This window comes from Bradyrhizobium sp. ORS 375 (assembly GCF_000239775.1).
In the GTDB taxonomy this organism is placed as follows: domain Bacteria; phylum Pseudomonadota; class Alphaproteobacteria; order Rhizobiales; family Xanthobacteraceae; genus Bradyrhizobium.
In genome coordinates this window covers 1-16,187 of record NZ_CAFI01000114.1, presented here as the reverse complement: position 1 = coordinate 16,187, position 16,187 = coordinate 1, and the positions used below count along the sequence as shown (strand labels likewise).

At 65.2% G+C, this 16,187-nt stretch carries 17 protein-coding genes; 9 read left to right on the top strand and 8 right to left on the bottom strand.

Features of this window, described 5'->3' with window-relative positions; all coding sequences use genetic code 11:
- The first annotated feature begins 7 nt into the window (after nucleotides 1-7).
- From BRAO375_RS36190 to BRAO375_RS10005, 4 genes are all read left to right on the top strand, one after another.
- Nucleotides 8-649: an urease accessory protein UreE gene (locus tag BRAO375_RS36190; RefSeq protein ID WP_009027353.1), complete on the top strand. Its 642-nt coding sequence runs from the start codon at nucleotides 8-10 to the stop codon at nucleotides 647-649.
- Nucleotides 636-1,358 (top strand): urease accessory protein UreF, encoded by a 723-nt coding sequence (locus BRAO375_RS10015; RefSeq protein ID WP_009027352.1) that lies wholly within the window; start codon nucleotides 636-638, stop codon nucleotides 1,356-1,358. Before BRAO375_RS36190 ends, BRAO375_RS10015 begins: the two co-directional genes overlap by 14 nt.
- A gap of 141 nt (nucleotides 1,359-1,499) precedes the next feature.
- Entirely contained in the window at nucleotides 1,500-2,123 is a 624-nt protein-coding gene (gene ureG, locus BRAO375_RS10010; protein ID WP_009027351.1) for an urease accessory protein UreG, read from the top strand.
- Nucleotides 2,124-2,414: 291 nt separating this feature from the next.
- Nucleotides 2,415-4,070 (top strand): CHASE domain-containing protein, encoded by a 1,656-nt coding sequence (locus tag BRAO375_RS10005; RefSeq protein WP_009027350.1) that lies wholly within the window; start codon nucleotides 2,415-2,417, stop codon nucleotides 4,068-4,070.
- Nucleotides 4,071-4,170: 100 nt separating this feature from the next.
- Here BRAO375_RS10005 and BRAO375_RS10000 read toward each other — a convergent pair whose 3' ends face one another.
- The gene (locus BRAO375_RS10000) at nucleotides 4,171-4,719 is read right to left on the bottom strand and encodes a sigma-70 family RNA polymerase sigma factor (RefSeq protein ID WP_006612137.1); all 549 of its coding nucleotides are present in this window, start codon (nucleotides 4,717-4,719) and stop codon (nucleotides 4,171-4,173) included.
- On the bottom strand, nucleotides 4,720-4,956 hold the full coding sequence (locus BRAO375_RS09995; RefSeq protein ID WP_008960445.1) for a NepR family anti-sigma factor: 237 nt from the start codon (nucleotides 4,954-4,956) through the stop codon (nucleotides 4,720-4,722).
- A gap of 195 nt (nucleotides 4,957-5,151) precedes the next feature.
- On the opposite strand from BRAO375_RS09995, the gene BRAO375_RS09990 reads away from it, so the two are divergent.
- Nucleotides 5,152-5,955 carry a response regulator gene (locus BRAO375_RS09990; protein ID WP_009027349.1) on the top strand — a complete coding sequence of 268 codons (804 nt, stop codon included), beginning with the start codon at nucleotides 5,152-5,154 and terminating at the stop codon, nucleotides 5,953-5,955.
- 121 nt (nucleotides 5,956-6,076) lie between these two features.
- Here BRAO375_RS09990 and BRAO375_RS09985 read toward each other — a convergent pair whose 3' ends face one another.
- Entirely contained in the window at nucleotides 6,077-6,415 is a 339-nt protein-coding gene (locus BRAO375_RS09985) for a TonB family protein (RefSeq protein ID WP_244423155.1), read from the bottom strand.
- Nucleotides 6,416-6,817: 402 nt separating this feature from the next.
- Here BRAO375_RS09985 and BRAO375_RS09980 point away from each other — a divergent pair, with 402 nt between their 5' ends.
- Complete coding sequence (locus BRAO375_RS09980; RefSeq protein ID WP_009027347.1) at nucleotides 6,818-7,285, top strand: hypothetical protein; 468 nt, start codon at nucleotides 6,818-6,820, stop codon at nucleotides 7,283-7,285.
- 34 nt (nucleotides 7,286-7,319) lie between these two features.
- On the opposite strand, the gene BRAO375_RS09975 is transcribed toward BRAO375_RS09980, so the two are convergent.
- The 3 genes from BRAO375_RS09975 to BRAO375_RS09965 all read right to left on the bottom strand — a co-directional run bounded on the left by BRAO375_RS09975 (nucleotide 7,320) and on the right by BRAO375_RS09965 (nucleotide 9,434).
- Complete coding sequence (locus BRAO375_RS09975; protein WP_009027346.1) at nucleotides 7,320-7,763, bottom strand: hypothetical protein; 444 nt, start codon at nucleotides 7,761-7,763, stop codon at nucleotides 7,320-7,322.
- A 99-nt stretch (nucleotides 7,764-7,862) separates the two neighbouring features.
- Nucleotides 7,863-8,234 (bottom strand): ElaB/YgaM/YqjD family protein, encoded by a 372-nt coding sequence (locus tag BRAO375_RS09970; RefSeq protein ID WP_009027345.1) that lies wholly within the window; start codon nucleotides 8,232-8,234, stop codon nucleotides 7,863-7,865.
- An 81-nt stretch (nucleotides 8,235-8,315) separates the two neighbouring features.
- A complete protein-coding gene (locus tag BRAO375_RS09965; RefSeq protein ID WP_035639854.1) occupies nucleotides 8,316-9,434 on the bottom strand; it encodes an AI-2E family transporter in 1,119 nt (372 codons plus the stop codon).
- A 203-nt stretch (nucleotides 9,435-9,637) separates the two neighbouring features.
- Between BRAO375_RS09965 and BRAO375_RS09960 the strand changes: the two genes are divergently transcribed.
- Nucleotides 9,638-10,372 (top strand): L,D-transpeptidase, encoded by a 735-nt coding sequence (locus tag BRAO375_RS09960; protein WP_009027343.1) that lies wholly within the window; start codon nucleotides 9,638-9,640, stop codon nucleotides 10,370-10,372.
- A gap of 15 nt (nucleotides 10,373-10,387) precedes the next feature.
- Entirely contained in the window at nucleotides 10,388-11,056 is a 669-nt protein-coding gene (locus BRAO375_RS09955; protein WP_009027342.1) for a DUF2865 domain-containing protein, read from the top strand.
- A 13-nt stretch (nucleotides 11,057-11,069) separates the two neighbouring features.
- Here BRAO375_RS09955 and BRAO375_RS09950 read toward each other — a convergent pair whose 3' ends face one another.
- On the bottom strand, nucleotides 11,070-13,163 hold the full coding sequence (locus BRAO375_RS09950) for a methyl-accepting chemotaxis protein (protein ID WP_009027341.1): 2,094 nt from the start codon (nucleotides 13,161-13,163) through the stop codon (nucleotides 11,070-11,072).
- Between the two features lie 186 nt (nucleotides 13,164-13,349).
- On the opposite strand from BRAO375_RS09950, the gene BRAO375_RS36940 reads away from it, so the two are divergent.
- A complete protein-coding gene (locus BRAO375_RS36940) occupies nucleotides 13,350-13,505 on the top strand; it encodes a Thivi_2564 family membrane protein (protein ID WP_009027340.1) in 156 nt (51 codons plus the stop codon).
- A gap of 63 nt (nucleotides 13,506-13,568) precedes the next feature.
- Here the strand turns inward: BRAO375_RS36940 and BRAO375_RS09945 are convergent, their stop codons facing one another.
- Complete coding sequence (locus BRAO375_RS09945; RefSeq protein ID WP_009027339.1) at nucleotides 13,569-15,743, bottom strand: malate synthase G; 2,175 nt, start codon at nucleotides 15,741-15,743, stop codon at nucleotides 13,569-13,571.
- Between the last annotated feature and the right edge of the window lie 444 nt (nucleotides 15,744-16,187).

The following is a 16,187-nucleotide window of genomic DNA, read 5'->3' as shown; positions in this document are numbered from 1 at the left end:
TATCAGCATGATCCGCGCGACGCGCGTGCTCGGGCAGCATCGTTGGAGAGAGGCGGCTGCCGATTCCGTCCTGCTCGATTTCGATGATAGGAACCGGCGAAGGCTGGCAATGACCGGTACGCGTGGGCTGGAATTTTTGCTCGACCTCGAGCACGCCACCGCGCTTCGTGGTGGCGACGCGCTCGTGCTGGAGGATGGCCGTCTGATCGAGGTCGTTGCCGCAGCCGAGCCGCTGCTGGAGATCCGCGCCAGCGACCCGCATCATTTGGTGCGGCTCGCCTGGCATCTCGGCAACCGGCATCTGCCCACTCAGATCATGGCCAAGAGCCTGCGCATCCGCCGCGACCACGTGATCGAGGCAATGGTGAAGGGCCTCGGCGCGCGCGTCATCGAGATCGAGGCGCCGTTCGATCCGGAAGGCGGCGCCTACGCCGAGCCCAGCCACGCGCATGATGATCATGATCATCACGGCCATGACCACGACCACCACGGTCACGGTCATCACGATCATGGCGGACACGATCACGCCCACCACGGGCACGCGCATCACGGCCATGACCACGGCCACGCGCATGACGATCATGTGCATGACGAGCATTGCGGCCACGACCATCAGCACGGTCATTCCCATGCTCATGACCACAAATGAGCTGGCGCGCGGCCCGGCAACGGCGAACGGCGCGGATGCGGCCGCGCTGTACCGGCTGCTGACCTGGCTCTCGCCGGCGTTCCCGATCGGCGGCTTCTCCTATTCCAGTGGCATCGAGTGGGCCGTCGAAGCCGGCGACGTCGGCGATGCGGCCGCGCTTCGCGACTGGCTCGCGACGATGCTCGCCGACGGCTCCGGCTTCTGCGATGCCGCTTTTCTCGTGCACGCGCATCAGGCGACCGAGCTGGACGACATCAAGCGCTTGAGCGAGGTCGCCGAGCTCGCCGCCGCCTTCGTGCCGTCGCGCGAGCGCCAGCTCGAAACCACCGCCCAGGGACGTGCCTTCATCGAGATCGCGCGATCCGCCTGGAGCTGCGCCGGCCTGGACGAGGCGGTGTCGCAATGCGACACCATCGTCTATCCGGTGGCCGTGGGGCTGGTCGGCGCGCTTCACGGGGTGCCTCTGGCACCGCTGCTGCACGGCTTCCTGCACGCCCTGGTGTCGAACTGGATTTCCGCCGGCAGCCGACTCGTTCCGCTGGGGCAGACCGACAGCCAGCGCGTGCTCGCCGCGCTGGAGCCGGTCGTCGTCGCGACAGCGGACCGGGCTCTCCACGCCTCGCTCGACGACATCGGCACCGCGACGTTCCGCGCCGATCTCGCCAGCCTCCGCCACGAGACGCAATATACGAGGCTGTTTCGGTCGTGACGGAGCAGGACGTCGTCCGGCGCGACTGTCTGCCGCGAGGGGGCGGTTCTTGCATCAACGATCTGGTCGGGACCGCGGCGCATATGCCGCTGCAAATAGATGGTTTCGCGCAATCGCGCAGACGACAAAAGGGTATATGACATGGCATCGTCTCACGGTCCGCTCCGCGTCGGGGTCGGCGGCCCCGTCGGCTCCGGCAAGACCGCACTGATGGATCTGCTCTGCAAATCGATGCGGGAGCGCTACGACATCGCGGCGATCACCAACGATATCTACACCAAATGGGACGCCGAGTTTCTCGTCCGCTCCGGCTCGTTGACGCCGGACCGCATCGCCGGCGTCGAAACCGGCGGGTGTCCGCACACGGCGATCCGCGAGGACGCCTCGATGAATCTCGCGGCCGTCGCCGACATGCGCGCCAAATTTCCCGGCCTTGATCTCGTGCTCATCGAGTCCGGCGGCGATAATCTGGCGGCGACGTTCTCGCCGGAGCTGGCCGACATCACGATTTACGTGATCGACGTCGCGGCCGGCGACAAGATTCCCTCGAAGGGCGGTCCGGGCATCACCCGCTCCGACCTGCTGGTGATCAACAAGATCGACCTCGCGCCGCATGTCGGCGCCTCCTTGGAAAAGATGGAGACGGATGCGAAGCGCATGCGCGGCGAGCGGCCCTTCGTGATGACTAATCTCAAGAAGAGCCAGGGCCTCGACCGGATCATCGGCTTCATCGAAGCCAAGGGCGGTCTCAAGCCGAGGGCCTAGCGGCTGATCCGCCGCAATCGTCGCTGCGTTGCCGGACATGTCTGCCGGTGGAGGAGACGCAAAAAAGCCTTACGGGCCGGAACAACTTCTGATCCCCGGTGTTGCCTCCAGCCGGGGTGCGCCTTGCTAGAGGCGTCTCGGCGGCCGATCGACCGCCGGTATCCTGGGATCGTTTCCGCTGATGGCTCCGACCACTTCCGCTCACCCGAGGTGCGCGTTACTTGAGTAGCAGGCCCGGTTATTGGATGACTCGTTACCTCCTTCGCCAACCCTTGATCTTAGAGTAAACGAGTGCTCCGGCTGGGTGTCATCATCGGTATGATCGCGCTGTTCGGCACGGCGCTGTCCGGCTTGGCCGCCTACCGCGTTCACGATCAGGAGTTGGCGCTCGACCGAATTGCGCTGGCGCGCGCCATCGACGTCCATGCCAGCCTCGTCCAGGACCGGCTGACTGAGCGCGAGCTGCTGGCGCGGGTCGCCTCCGGGCTGTTCCGGGCTCCCTCCGTGATCAAGGCCAACATGCTGGAGCCGCTGCGGTCATCGATCTACGCCTTCAAGACCGATTTCCTGGTGGCGTCCTGGATCGCCCGGCTGCGACCCGACGAGCTTCCGGTCGCGCAAGCCGAGCTGCGCCAGGCCGGCTTCCCCAATCCGACCATACGCAATTACGACGACACACCGCTGGGCCCGAACCTCGACCACCCGATCGACGTTCTGATGGACCTCGAGCCGCGCAATGCCGAAACCTCGCGCCTTCCCGGGATCGCGCTCGATCGTCAACCGATCATCGGACCGATGCTGGCGCGAGCGATGGCGGAGGGCAAGCCGGTCGCCTCGGACCCCACACCGCTGTTGCGTCCGAATGGACCGGTGGGGATCGTGCTGGCAGCGCCTGTGGTCCCGCAGGGAGCGACTGCACCGGCAGGCTTCGTCACGTTTTCCTACGAGATCGGACCGTTGCTGCTGACCAATGACGATCTGTCGCTGTTCTCAGTGGCCTTGAAGGATCCGCGGAACGCGTCGGACGAACTGGTCGCGAACGATCAGGGAGCGGTGACGAGCAGGACACGTGGCCCTGACGATACGGCACCGTCGTCAACCCGCACCGTCGCTTTCGGCAATCACGATTGGTCCCTGGTATACTACGCCAAGGGCAACGCCGTGCGGCGGGCGCAACAGACCGCGGCGATCGTCGGCGTCATCGGGCTTGCGCTGACCGGCATCATCTGCGGCCTGTTCGGCTATGTTGCCTACAACAATCTCCGTCTCAAACGTGAGATCCAGGTGCGGATCGGCTTCGAGCGTCGGCTGACGGCTGTGATCGACGAGCTGAACCATCGGGTCAAGAACATCCTTGCCGTGATCCAATCCATCGTGACGCGCACGCTTCGGCATGGCAGCGACATCGACGTCGCGCGCGAGCTCCTGATCGGGCGCATCCATGCGATGTCGAACGTGGTCACGCTGCTGAGCGAGAGCCAGTGGCAGGGCGTTCAGTTGCGCGGCCTGTTCGAGGCCCGTGCCATTCCACATGCCGAGCGGATCGCCGTCAGCGGCCCGGATATCACGGTCAGCGCGCGCGCCGCGCAGAGCCTGTCGTTGCTGTTCTTCGAGCTTGCCTCGCACTCTGACGAGGGGCTGTCGCTGGTCGGCAAGCATCCTCACATCACTGCAAAGTGGGAGGTGACCGGCGACGAGCCCAATGCGGTGTTCAATTTCCGCTGGGAGGAGCGCAACACCAGCGAGGCGACGCGTCGGCCCGACAGTGACTTCGGCCTGATCCTGCTCGATCGGGTCGCTCCGGAGGCGCTCGGCGGCACATCGAAGCGCTTCTTCACGGAAAGCAGCTATGTCTATGAGCTGACCGCACCGATGGAGACGGTCATCGATATGACCGAGCGCGATCGCACCGAGCAGTTTTCTGCCCCGATCCGTCCGCCCAAATAAGTCGCTCGCGCGTCTGCGGGCTCATTCGACTTGCACGAGACACGAAGAGGCGGCCCCATCCAGGAGCCGCCTCTGCAACGTTTCACAAGCACCAGCGGCGTCAGCCGCCGCTGCCGCCGATCACCGCCCGCACCGTCTCGTCCGGGCCGAAATCCTCGGCGCCCTCGACATAGAGCAATGCCGCGAGCTTGGAGCGCGCGCGGTTGACGCGGCTCTTGATGGTCCCCACGGCGCAGCCGCAGATCGCAGCGGCATCCTCATAGGAGAAGCCGGACGCGCCGACCAGGATCAGGGCTTCGCGCTGATCCTGAGGCAGCTTCTCGAGTGCGGCGCGGAACTCCTCGAACTCGAGATGCGCCCCCTGTGAGGGATGCGTCTTGAGCGTCTTGGCGTAGTTGCCCTCGGCATCTTCAACTTCGCGCCGGCGTTTGCGGTAGTCGGAGCGAAACAGATTTCTCAAAATCGTAAACAACCACGCGGGCAGGTTGGAGCCCGGTTGAAACGAGTCGATATTGGCCAACGCTCTGAGCAGGGTCTCCTGCACCAGGTCGTCGGCGCGATCGCTGTTACCACTTAAGGAAATCGCGAATGCGCGGAGGCTTGGGACGGCCGCAAGGATATCGTCCCGCAAGGAATCAGTGAGAGGCATTCACTCCCTCCCGTCGTTTTGGTCGTTGGATCCCCCGCCGTTTTCCACGTGGGACTGTGCTGCCGGTGCATCAAGCTTGCGAACCAATTCTGCAAACCGGTCAGGCACCCCCTGACGCACGACGTCGTCGTACATCGCGCGAAGTTGATGACCGATCCTCGACTGGATCTCCGCGTTGAGTCCGCCGGGCTTGCGCGGTGCCGCATTCTTGCTGGCTTGAGACTTTACATCTTTCATGACCTTTTCCACGTTTCCCCGAGAGTTAAGTCCCTGAAGCTTCAAGAATTATCCTCGCCATCGAGGGGGTCTGATCGGGAACTAATGCAACCGCGCGATAAAAGTTCCACGCGTTGGGGAACTTTTCTTCGTTTCGAGCGTAATCAGCCCATCATGGAACCCGGGCGGAAGCCCAGAATACCGAATGGAGTGGGGATGAGCCGATCACAGCTAGTTGCTGAACATTTGCCGCTGTTGCGCCGGTATGCGCGTGCCCTCACCGGCAGCCAGGGTTCCGGAGATGCCTATGTCGGCGCGATGCTGGAAGCGCTGATCCAGGATCCGGCGCTGCTGGACGAGCGCTATGGCCCGCGCGCCGGCCTGTTCCGGCTGTTCACCCAGATCTGGAACTCGGTCGCGCTGAACGACGATGCCGAGGTGGCCACGCTGCCGATGCCGCCTGAGCGGCGCCTGTCGAACATCACTCCGCTGCCGCGCCAGGCGTTCCTGCTGCTGTCCCTCGAAGGCTTTCCCGAAGAGGAAGTGTCATTCATCCTCGACATCGACGTCGCGGAGACGCGCCGGCTGGCTGACGCGGCCGGCCGCGAGCTCGCGGCAGAGATCGCGACCGATGTGCTGATCATCGAGGACGAGACCTTCATCGCGATGGACCTCGAGAGCTTGGTGAAGAATCTCGGTCATAACGTCATCGGCGTCGCCCGCACCCATGCCGACGCCGTTGCGCTCGCCAAGAACAAGAAGCCTGGATTGATCCTGGCGGACATTCAACTCGCCGACGGCTCCTCGGGTCTCGATGCGGTCAATGAGCTGCTGCGGACATTCGAAGTGCCCGTCGTCTTCATTACGGCCTATCCGGAGCGGTTCCTTACCGGCGAGCGGCCGGAGCCTGCGTTCCTGATCTCCAAGCCGTTCCAGCCCGCCATGGTCTCGGCCGTCGCAAGCCAGGCGCTGTTCTTCCAGCGCAACTCGCGCAACCGGATGCCGAAGCCGGCGGCTTGAGGCGCCTGAAAGATCTGATCGTTTAGTTTGTTTTCGGCGCGCTCTGAGGAGCGCGCCGTTTTTAATGGCTCTTCCGCGAGGCCGCATCAGCAGGCGCGGCAAATGCTTTTCAGTTTCGCTGTCACTGCGGGTGACTCTGGTGCCAGGTCTTGCAGGATCGCCGACGCGGCCTGGGCGGGAAGATGAACGGAACGCGCAGGTCTATGCCGTCGTCATCCAGATCTGGAGGCGGCGGAGGAAATGGTTGCGCGCGCTCTACGATCGTCAGCGCCTCTTTGTCCAGGGCGGGGTCGCCGGTGCTTTCGACCAGGGCTACAGAGATCAGACGTCCCGAGCGATCGATGCGAAAGAGGACCTTCGTTGTCCCGCCTTGGCTGCCCGCGTGCGGCGGATAGCGTCGCTGCGCCGTCAGCCGGATGCCGATGCTTTTGTTCCAACTGTCCTTGGCGCTGTCAGCCACGGCTGGCCCCATGACGACGAGGCAAGCGGCCGCAAGGCCGACGAACAACCTTATTCACTGGACCGCCCCTGGCCACTCAAGGCACGTCGCCAAGTCGACATGCCGATCGCACTATAATGCGATGGAACTCGTGGGAACCGCTTTTCCGCAGCAGAGGCAGAAAAGATGCGGGGCACCGCCGGCATCACCACGGCGGTGCCCCGCGTCGCCGGTCAATGGGGCAGGGGGAATAACCGGCTGCCGTGATGACGCACGACGCCAAAAGTCGTTCCCATGTCCCCGAACTTTTTTCGCTGCGTTCGCCTTGGTTGATACACGGTTAAGTGATTTGCCCATCCGAGAACCCAGTTCCTGCGACTTACGTTGAAATGCCGATCGCCTGCCGGCGAGGGGAGCAGTGACATGTCGCAGACTGGAAAAGTCATCGTTTTGGGCACGCTCGCGGCGTCGGCCATGCTGGTGGGCGCGATGCAGTTCGCCTCCGGCCACGATCTCGCATCCAACTTCGCAGCGCCCAGTATTCCGAGCGAACAGTCAGGCGTGGCCTCCAGCAGCGGCCCGGCGGCCATGACCGCGATCAGTGTGAACCGGGCGGCAAAGTCCGATCGCGCGAGCGTGGTGGCGGATGCGGCACCAACGCAGACCGTCTCGATCAAGCTGGCTGCGTTTGCCGACACCACGTTCCTGCTCCGGCTGCCGCTGACGACCCCCAGCCCTACGGCGGGGAGGGGCGGCGTGCCGCAGGGTTCTCAGATCATCAGCACGGAAAACGAGCGCCGGGCGACGAAGCATCCGGTCGCCTGCGAGCCCTCCGTCTCGGTGTTGACGGAAATCGCCAAACGGCTGCAGCCCGGCCGTTGCGTGACCTGATGCGCATCCTGCGCCAGATCTGAAGCGGAGACCGCTACTCCGCGGGCTCGGCGTCCCCGGACATCTGGCTGCGGGCCAGGAGCCCCAGAGCCAAACCGCCGACGGCGAGAATCGGGACCAGGCGTTTCATTCCGATCATCCGCACCACCTGCAAGCCGCTCGCGAGCAGCATCGGATCGGCGAGCAGCGATTGCGCCGCAGACCGGGCCGCCTCCGTCGGCCGCGGCACATGCTTTGCCACCGTACGTTTGCGGACCATGTAGCTGATGGCCGCGATCAGCGTGACGATGAAGAAGATGGCCGCGCCGGTGAGACACGCCGCGACCAGCCCATAGCGCTGGAACACCGCGACGAACGCGGCGGCGCAGAGGAAGCAGGTGGTCACGAACAACCCGATCGCCGCTGCCAGCGCGAGCGAGGTCAGGCGGACCGTGTGTCCTGTCGATTCCTTGACGTCTGCGATCATTCGCTGAAGCATGTCTGTTCTCCCGGCTCGTCGGCTGATCCGAAACTCAAATCGGCGCCGAGACCGGCGCCGATACGTTACGTCTTTCTGCTGAAGCTATTCGCGACGGGCTCAGCGCTTCCAGGCCGCGCCGATCAGGAAGCCGAGGCCGAGCGCAAGGCCGACCGTCGCCAGCGGGCGCTGCGAGATCACGTCCTCGAGCCGCTCCTCCAGCGAGCTCGCAGCATCCTGAGCCGCGCCGAGCATGGCGCTGCCGCGTTCCGACATGTCGTCGAATGTCTGGTCCATGTTGTCGCGCGCCTGGCGATAGCCGCTGCGCGCCTGCTTGCCGGCCTGGCCGGCAAAGGCATTGAGGACGTCGGTGATCTGGTCGGTGAGGGCTGCGATATCGTTCTTCACGGCGTGGACATCCTTCTGCAGGCGTTCATAGTTCGCTTTATCGGTGAGATCTTTGAAGGCGGTCTCACCATCGGGCGGTGGCATCGGAGGCTCCCGGAGCAAGGGTGATGTGCGTCTCGTCGGGAAACGCGGCGCGGAGAACGAAGTTCCTTCGATGAAACCGAATTAGTCGCCCGGCAGTTGCGGCGAAGTGTCCGGCAGCAGATGCTCCTTCAGGATCAACCCGACGATCAGCAATGGCGAGGCGAGGAAGGCGCCCATCGGTCCCCACAGCCAGGTCCAGAACGCCAGCGCGATGAAGACTGCGAGTGCGTTGAGCGCGAGCCGCCTGCCGATGATCGTGGGCGTGACGAAGTGGCCTTCCATGAAGGTGATCACCGCGAAGATCAGCGGTCCGGCCATGCCGCCGCTCAAGGTCGGGAATGCGATCGCGCCGACGAGCACCAGCACGACGAACATCGCGATGGGGCCGATGATCGGGATGAAGTTCAACGTTGCCGCGAGCGCGCCAAGGCCGGCGGGATTGGGCATGCCGGTGACCGCGCAGGCCAGACCGGTCGCGATGCCGACGCCGGTGTTGATGAGGGTGACGGTCAGCAGATAGTTGCCGAGATGCAGCTCGAGCTCGTTGAGAATGCGCAGCGTCCGCAGCCGCGCCTCGTGGTCGCCGAATACCATGATCAGCGTCCGCCGCAGATCCCGCCAGCTGGCGATGAACAGGACGAGCGTGGCGAAGAACAGCAGGAATTCGGTGAAGGTCGGGGTAAGAAATTCGATCGTTGGCTGCACCCAGTCGAACTTGGGCAGTTCGAGACTCGTGGAGGTCGGGGCGCTACCGCCGCCGATCGCGGTCTGCATCTCGTGCCAGAGCGCCAGCGGCCGGTCGAACACGTGCAGCTTGGCCTTGAGCTGCGTGGCGAGCTCCGGAAGCCGGTTGGTCCAGTCCAGCACCGGCGCCGAGATCAGTCCGATGATGAAGGCGAGCCCCGCCGCGACGGCGATCACGATGAGCACCGCGCCGACACCGCGCGGTACGCGGTACCGCTCCAGGAAGTTGGCCGCCGGCGACAGCATGGTGCCGACGACGAAGGCCATCACGATGGGAAGAAGGAATCCCCTGGCGACATAGAGCACGCCAGTCATGCAGATCACGGCGAGAATGACGAGTGTGATCGCGACGACCTCGGCGCGCTTGATCACCGGCGGGAGCTCTTGGTGGCTCTCGTCGAGAGCCGAACCGTCATTGCCGCTCCCGAGCAGTCGCTCGGTGGGAAGTACACGCACCATGATGTCCCCGACGCAGTGTTTTCCGCGCAGCTCGCTCGACAACCTCTCAGGCCGCTGCGGGTTCCGTCGCGCGAACGTGAGAGCGACCGCGCTTGACTGACGCATGGTGCTACGTTGGAGCCGGAACTACGTCGACCTATCTCGCGTTTGAGGAGGCAATCACGCATCGCACCGCGGTGCTCATTCGACAGGGGCATCCCATGACACAGCTCGTTTCCGGCCCGCGCTGCCTGCTGCAGCGGACGGCATCGATGATCGCCATCGCCGCCACGCTCGTTCTCGCGCCGGCGATCATGCCGGCGCACGCGCAGAGCCTGGGATATGCGCCGGTCGATCAGCAGGCATTTCCGCCGGATGATACGACCGTGCCGGACGAGGACAGCCAATTGCCGGACCGGCTGCGCCGCACGGTCGTCAATCTTGATACGCGTGAGGCGCCGGGCACGATCATCATCGATACCGGCAACACCTATTTGTACTACGTGCTCGGCGGCGGCCGCGCGCTGCGTTACGGCGTCGGCGTTGGCCGCGAGGGCTTCACCTGGGCGGGCGTGCAGACGGTATCGCGCAAGGCCGAATGGCCGGATTGGCATCCGCCGGCGCAGATGATCGCCCGCCAGCCCTATCTGCCTCGCTTCATGGCCGGCGGCCCGGGCAATCCGCTCGGCGCACGCGCGATGTATCTGGGCTCCAGCGAGTACCGCATCCATGGCACCAACGATCCGACCACGATCGGCAAGTTCGTATCCTCCGGCTGCATCCGCCTGACCAATGAGGACGTCTCCGACCTGTTCAGCCGGGTGCAGGTCGGCACCAAGGTCGTGGTCCTGCCGAAGAATGCGTCGCTGCAGGCGAGCACCGGCCGCGCGTCCCGCGTGACGTCGCTGCCGTCCGGGCGGCAGGCGATGACGCTGCCCGTCGCCGCCGTCAACTGATCGGGGAGTGCGTTCATGACCGGCCGAAGGGCACTTGCCATCATCTCGCTCGCAACCGTGGTCGGCGCCGGCGCGCTGGCAGGGCCGACTACGGCGCGTGCGCAGGATTTCTTTTCCGCGCTGTTCGGCGGCTTCAACGCGCCGCAGCGCCACGCGCCGCAGCCCTACATCCGCATGCCGTTCGCGGACGAGGCGCCGCCCGCGCCGCGGCCGGCCCCGCGCGGCGATGTCAGCTACCGCAGTGGCGGCAGCAGCAGCGTCGCCTGGTGCGTCCGCAGCTGTGACGGGCGCTACTTCCCGCTCGGCGCGACCGGCGACCAGAGCAAGGAAGCGGCGTGCAACAGCTTCTGCCCGGCGTCCAAGACCGAGGTCGTCTATGGCAGCTCGATCGACAATGCCGAGACGGAAGGCGGCAAGTCGTATTCGGCGTTGCCGAACGCATTCAAGTATCGCACCGAGGTGGTCGACAACTGCACCTGCAATGGCAAGGACCATTTCGGCCTGGCCAAGATCTCGATCGACAACGACCCGACCCTGCGCAAGGGCGACGTGGTCGCCAGCGAGGACGGTCTGAAGGTCGCCAACCGCAGTGCCGGGCGCAAGAGCGCCGAGCTCAACTTCTCGCCGGCGCCCGCCGCGCTGCGGGCAAAGTACGAGCGCGCGCCGGTGATGGCGTCGGAATGATGTCGCGCGGCCGTCAGGCCGCGCGGATCTTGCCGAGGAAGTCCGTGACCTGATGGCCGAGGCTCCTGCTCTGATTCTCCAGCGTCTCTGAGGCGTTGCGCACATTCTCGGCGGCGGCCGCGGCGGCGTCGGCGTCCGACTTCACGCCGGTGATGTTGTCGGACACGTTCCTGGTGCCGTCGGCCGCAAACTGTGTGCTGCGTGAAATCTCCTGCGTCGCCGCGCCCTGCTGCTGCACGGCGGCGGCGATCGCAGTGGCGACCTCGTTGACCTCGCCGATGATGCCGCCGATGCGCTGGATGGCGTCGATCGCGTCGTTGGCGACGCGCTGGATGTCGGCGATCTGCTCGGAGATCTCGTCGGTCGCCTTGGCGGTCTGGCTCGCCAGCGTCTTGACCTCCGACGCGACGACGGCGAAGCCCTTGCCGGCCTCGCCGGCGCGGGCCGCCTCGATGGTGGCGTTGAGCGCCAGCAGGTTGGTCTGCGAGGCGATGCTGTTGATCAGCCCGACGACCTCGCCGATCCGGTTGGCCGATTGCGACAGGCCCTGCACGGTGCCGTCGGTCATGCGCGCCTGCTCCACGGCGCGGCTGGCGATCCCGGCGGCATGCGAGGCCTGCTTGGAGATGTCGGCGATCGAGGCGTTCAGCTCCTCGGCCGCGGAGGCCACCGTCTGCACGCTCATCGAGGCATCGTTCGAGGCCTTCGAGGCGACTTCGGCGCGGGCATTGGTCTGCCGCGAGACGTTGGTCAGGCCCGCCGACGTCGCCTGCATGTCGGTGGAGGCGCGGCCGAGCTGCTCCAGCGAGCCGCGCACCAGCTCTTCGAACTCGGCAACATAGCTTTCGATCGCGCGCTGCCGCGCTGCAGTCGCCGCGTTGCGCTCGCGCTCCTGGGCCTCGATCGCGAGCTTGTCCTGCGCCTGCTGCTTGAACGTTTCGAGCGCGCTGGCCAGCGCACCGATCTCGTCCTGCCGCTGCGTGTAGCCGGTATCGATGCTGAGGTCTCCGCCGGCGACGGCCAGCATCGCATCGCGCATCCGGTGCAGCGGCCGGATCACCCGGCCGCTCACCGCGCCAATTGCCGCGCCGCTCAGGACGACAGCGGCGAGCAGCAGCACGAGCTGCAGCGTCAGCGACTCCATCGCCGTGCGCTGCTGATCGCTGGAATGCTCCTTGGCAGCGTCGAGCGCCGCCTCGGCCAGCGCGACCGCGCTGGTCATCTTGTTCACCGAGAACGGGCTCCACTGGTACGCCGTGAGCTCGGGCTTGTCGCCCTTCTGCAGCGCCGCCAGCAGACGCTCGCGCAAGCCGGCATATTCCGGCGTGAAATAGGCTTTCTCCGTGCTCGTCATGGCGGCCGACAGCGCTGGCGGCACGTCCATGCCGGAGGTGGCGAGCTGCACCGCCTTCCAGGCGGTGTCGATGCCTCCCACCAGTTTGTTGTAGGCCAGCACCGCCTCCGGGGAGACCTTGCCTGCGGTCAGTCCATTGCTGATGATGAGCGAGGCTTCGCCCGCGGTGTTGCGCATCAGCCAGGCCATCTGCTTGACCATCAGCAACTGATCGACGGTCGCGCTCTGGTGATTGACGCTGGCGGCGATATGGCCCGAGATCTTGTCGAGCAGCGCCAACAGCGCATCGAACGTCTCGCCATATTCCTTCGGCAGGCCGGCGCGGCGGGCTGCCTTCGGCTTGACGATGTCGGTCCAGAACTCGGTGTGCTCCGCCGTGATGGTCTTGTTGAGCCGGTCGAGCTCGGCGATCAGCGTCGGCGCCTGCGCAAACTCGATGTCCTTCAGCATGTCGAGGGCGCGATTGAGCGCCGGCACGTAGATGTCGCGCGCTCCGCGCAGGAACTTCTCGGTGTCCGCATCCATCGCCTGGTCTGCATTCAGCACGCGGATCGTGGTCGAGCGGTCGCTGCGCATGCTGTTCATCGCCTTGAACACGACGCCCGACACCTCCGCCACCCGCGCGATCCGCTGGGCCGATTGCAGCCGGCTCCACGAGCTCCAGGCGTTCAGCGAAAACAGGGCGATCACGGCGAGGGCGGCCGTCACGATCACCGTCTTCAACAGCGAGGAAATGGTCAGGCGGTTCAGCATGGCGGTCTCTCGAGTCTGAAAGCTCAGCGATTTTCCCGGGCAACGGTAAATATTCGGGCGTTCCATTGATCAGTAGAATTACGGGCGGGAGAGGCTTCCTTCCCCGGTTCCGCTCACGGAACCAACCTTTCTCGAGCGGGTTAGGTCGCCAGTCAGCGCAGTCCACGCGCAGCAGAGGGGTTCGCCATGATCGTCAGTGCTCTCGTCACCTTCCTCGTCGTCATTCTGATCCTGTATCTGATCAACCTGCTGCCGCTCGACGGCCGGGCCAAGCAGATCTGCCGCGTCGTGGTCATCGTGCTCGGCGTGATCTCGCTGCTGAGGTACATCGCGGTGATATGATCCGGATCATGGTACCTTCATTGGAATAAAAAAGCCCCGGCCGATCGCCGGGGCTTTTCGTTGTCAGGCCTTTGCCTTCTCGCCTGCTTTGGCTTCGCGCCGCCGCGCGGTCAGGATGTATTCGGTGTAGCCGTTCGGCTGGGTCCGGCCTTCGAACACGAGATCACAGGCCGCCTTGAAGGCGACGCCGTCGAACGACGGCGCCATGGGCTGATACAGCGGGTCGCCGGCATTCTGCTTGTCGACCACGACGGCCATGCGCTTCAGCGAGTCCATCACCTGGTCCTTGCTGACGACGCCATGGTGCAGCCAGTTGGCGAGATGCTGGCTGGAGATGCGCAACGTGGCGCGGTCCTCCATCAGGCCGACATCGTGGATATCAGGCACCTTGGAGCAGCCGACGCCCTGGTCGATCCAGCGCACGACGTAGCCGAGGATGCCCTGGCAGTTGTTGTCGATCTCCTGGCGGACGTCGTCCGGCGCCCAGTTCGAGTTCGACACGGGGATGGTGAGGATGTCGCCGAGCTTGGCGCGCGGGCCGCCCTTGGTGAGCTCGTCCTGGCGGGCCTTCACGTTGACCTGGTGATAGTGCAGGGCGTGCAGCGTGGCCGCCGTCGGCGACGGCACCCAGGCGGTGGTCGCGCCGGCCGAGGGGTGGCCGATCTTCTGCGCCAGCATGTCGGCCATCTTGTCCGGCGCCGCCCACATGCCCTTGCCGATCTGGGCGTGGCCGGGGAGACCGTCGATCAGCCCCATGTCGACGTTCCAGTCTTCGTACGCTTTGATCCAGGGCTGCGCCTTCATCTCGTTCTTGCGGATCATCGGGCCCGCTTCCATCGAGGTGTGGATCTCGTCGCCGGTGCGGTCGAGGAAGCCGGTGTTGATGAACACGATGCGCTTCGACGCCTGCTGGATGCAGGCCTTGAGGTTGACCGTGGTGCGGCGCTCCTCGTCCATGATGCCGACCTTCATGCTGTTCTCCGGCAGGCCGAGCATCTTCTCGACGCGCGCGAACAGCTCGACCGTCAGCGCGACCTCGTCCGGGCCGTGCATCTTCGGCTTGACGATGTAGATCGACCCGGTGCGGCTGTTCTTGACCTTGGAGTTGCCCTTGAGGTCATGGATCGCGAGCAGGCCGGTGACGGCGGCATCGAGAATGCCTTCCGGCACCTCCTTGCCTTCGGAGTCGAGCACGGCGTCGGTGAACATGTGGTGTCCGCAGTTGCGGATCAGCAGCAGGCTGCGGCCGTGCAAAGTGAGGGTGCCGCCGGACGGCGTGGTGTAGCTGCGGTCGTTGTTCAGAGCGCGCGTCAGTGTCTTGCCGCCCTTCTCGAAATCGGCCGACAGCGTGCCGTTCATCAGGCCGAGCGTGTTGCGGTAGACCAGCACCTTGTCCTCGGCGTCGACAGCGGCGACCGAGTCCTCCATGTCGAGGATGGTCGAGACCGCGGCTTCGAGGATCATGTCGGAGACGCCGGCCGGATCGTCCTTGCCGATGACGTGGCTGCGGTCGATCACGACCTCGATGTGCAGGCCGTTGTTGGCGAGCAGGATCACGCTGGGCGCCTCCGCCGCGCCCTGGTAGCCGGCGAACTGGTCGGCGTTCTTCAGCGCGGTGGCATTGCCGCTCTTCAGCTTGGCGGAGAGCTGGCCGGCGATGACGCTGTAGGCGGTGACGTCGGTGTGGCTGCCGGTCGCGAGCGTCGCGGCGGCGTCGAGGAACGCCTTGGCCTTGGCGATCACCTTGTCGCCCCTGGCCTTGTTGTAGCCCTTGCCCGCTTCGCTCGGATCATGCGGGATGGCGTCGGTGCCATAGAAGGCGTCGTACAGCGAGCCCCAGCGCGCGTTGGCGGCGTTCAGGGCGTAGCGGGCGTTGGTCAGCGGCACCACCAGCTGCGGTCCGCAGATCTTGCCGATTTCCTCGTCGACATTGGCGGTCTCGACCTTGTGGGTCGCCGGCTCCGGCAAGAGGTAGCCGATCTCCTTCAGGAACGCCGTGTAGGCGCCGAGGTCGAAGGCCTTGCCCTTGTTGGCGAGGTGCCAGGCGTCGATCTTGTCCTGCAGCGTGTCGCGGAGCGAGAGCAGCGCGCGGTTCTTCGGCGCGAGGTCGCGCAGGATCGCGGCCACGCCGGCCCAGAACGCGTCCGGATCGATTCCCGTCTTGGGCGCCGCCTCCTTGGCGATGAAGTCGAACAAAACCGGGGCGATCTTCAGTCCATGGGCGTCGATACGGGTCATGATGAGACGTTTCTCTCGAATAGGGCGACGTTGCGCGCGTTTTGGGAATGCTGAAATGGCCACCTCGGGGCGGCTTGTGCAGTGCATTTAGCGCCAAAGCGGGGGCCAAGGAAGGGGGGAGGGGTATGGCAGTTGGTCGGGAGGGGGGAAGGTGGTTCCGAATCGGGGGAGTTGAGGCCGATCCGGTGTCGCGGAAGCTCCCCATTTGCTCCAGCGCACGCCGTCATTGCGAGGAGCGAAGCGACGAAGCAATCCAGGCTGCCGACGCGGAGAAAGTCTGGATTGCTTCGCTTCGCTCGCAATGACGTCGAAGGGTGCATCTCGCTCCGATTGAGGCGGCGCATGTGCGGACAAGTGCCGACGGTCCCGCGGCGCCTGTTGGCGTCCGAGCTTTGCCAGTTAATCGCCCCTCGATAGCGAGAGGCGCAGGGAAGGCCGGGTGCA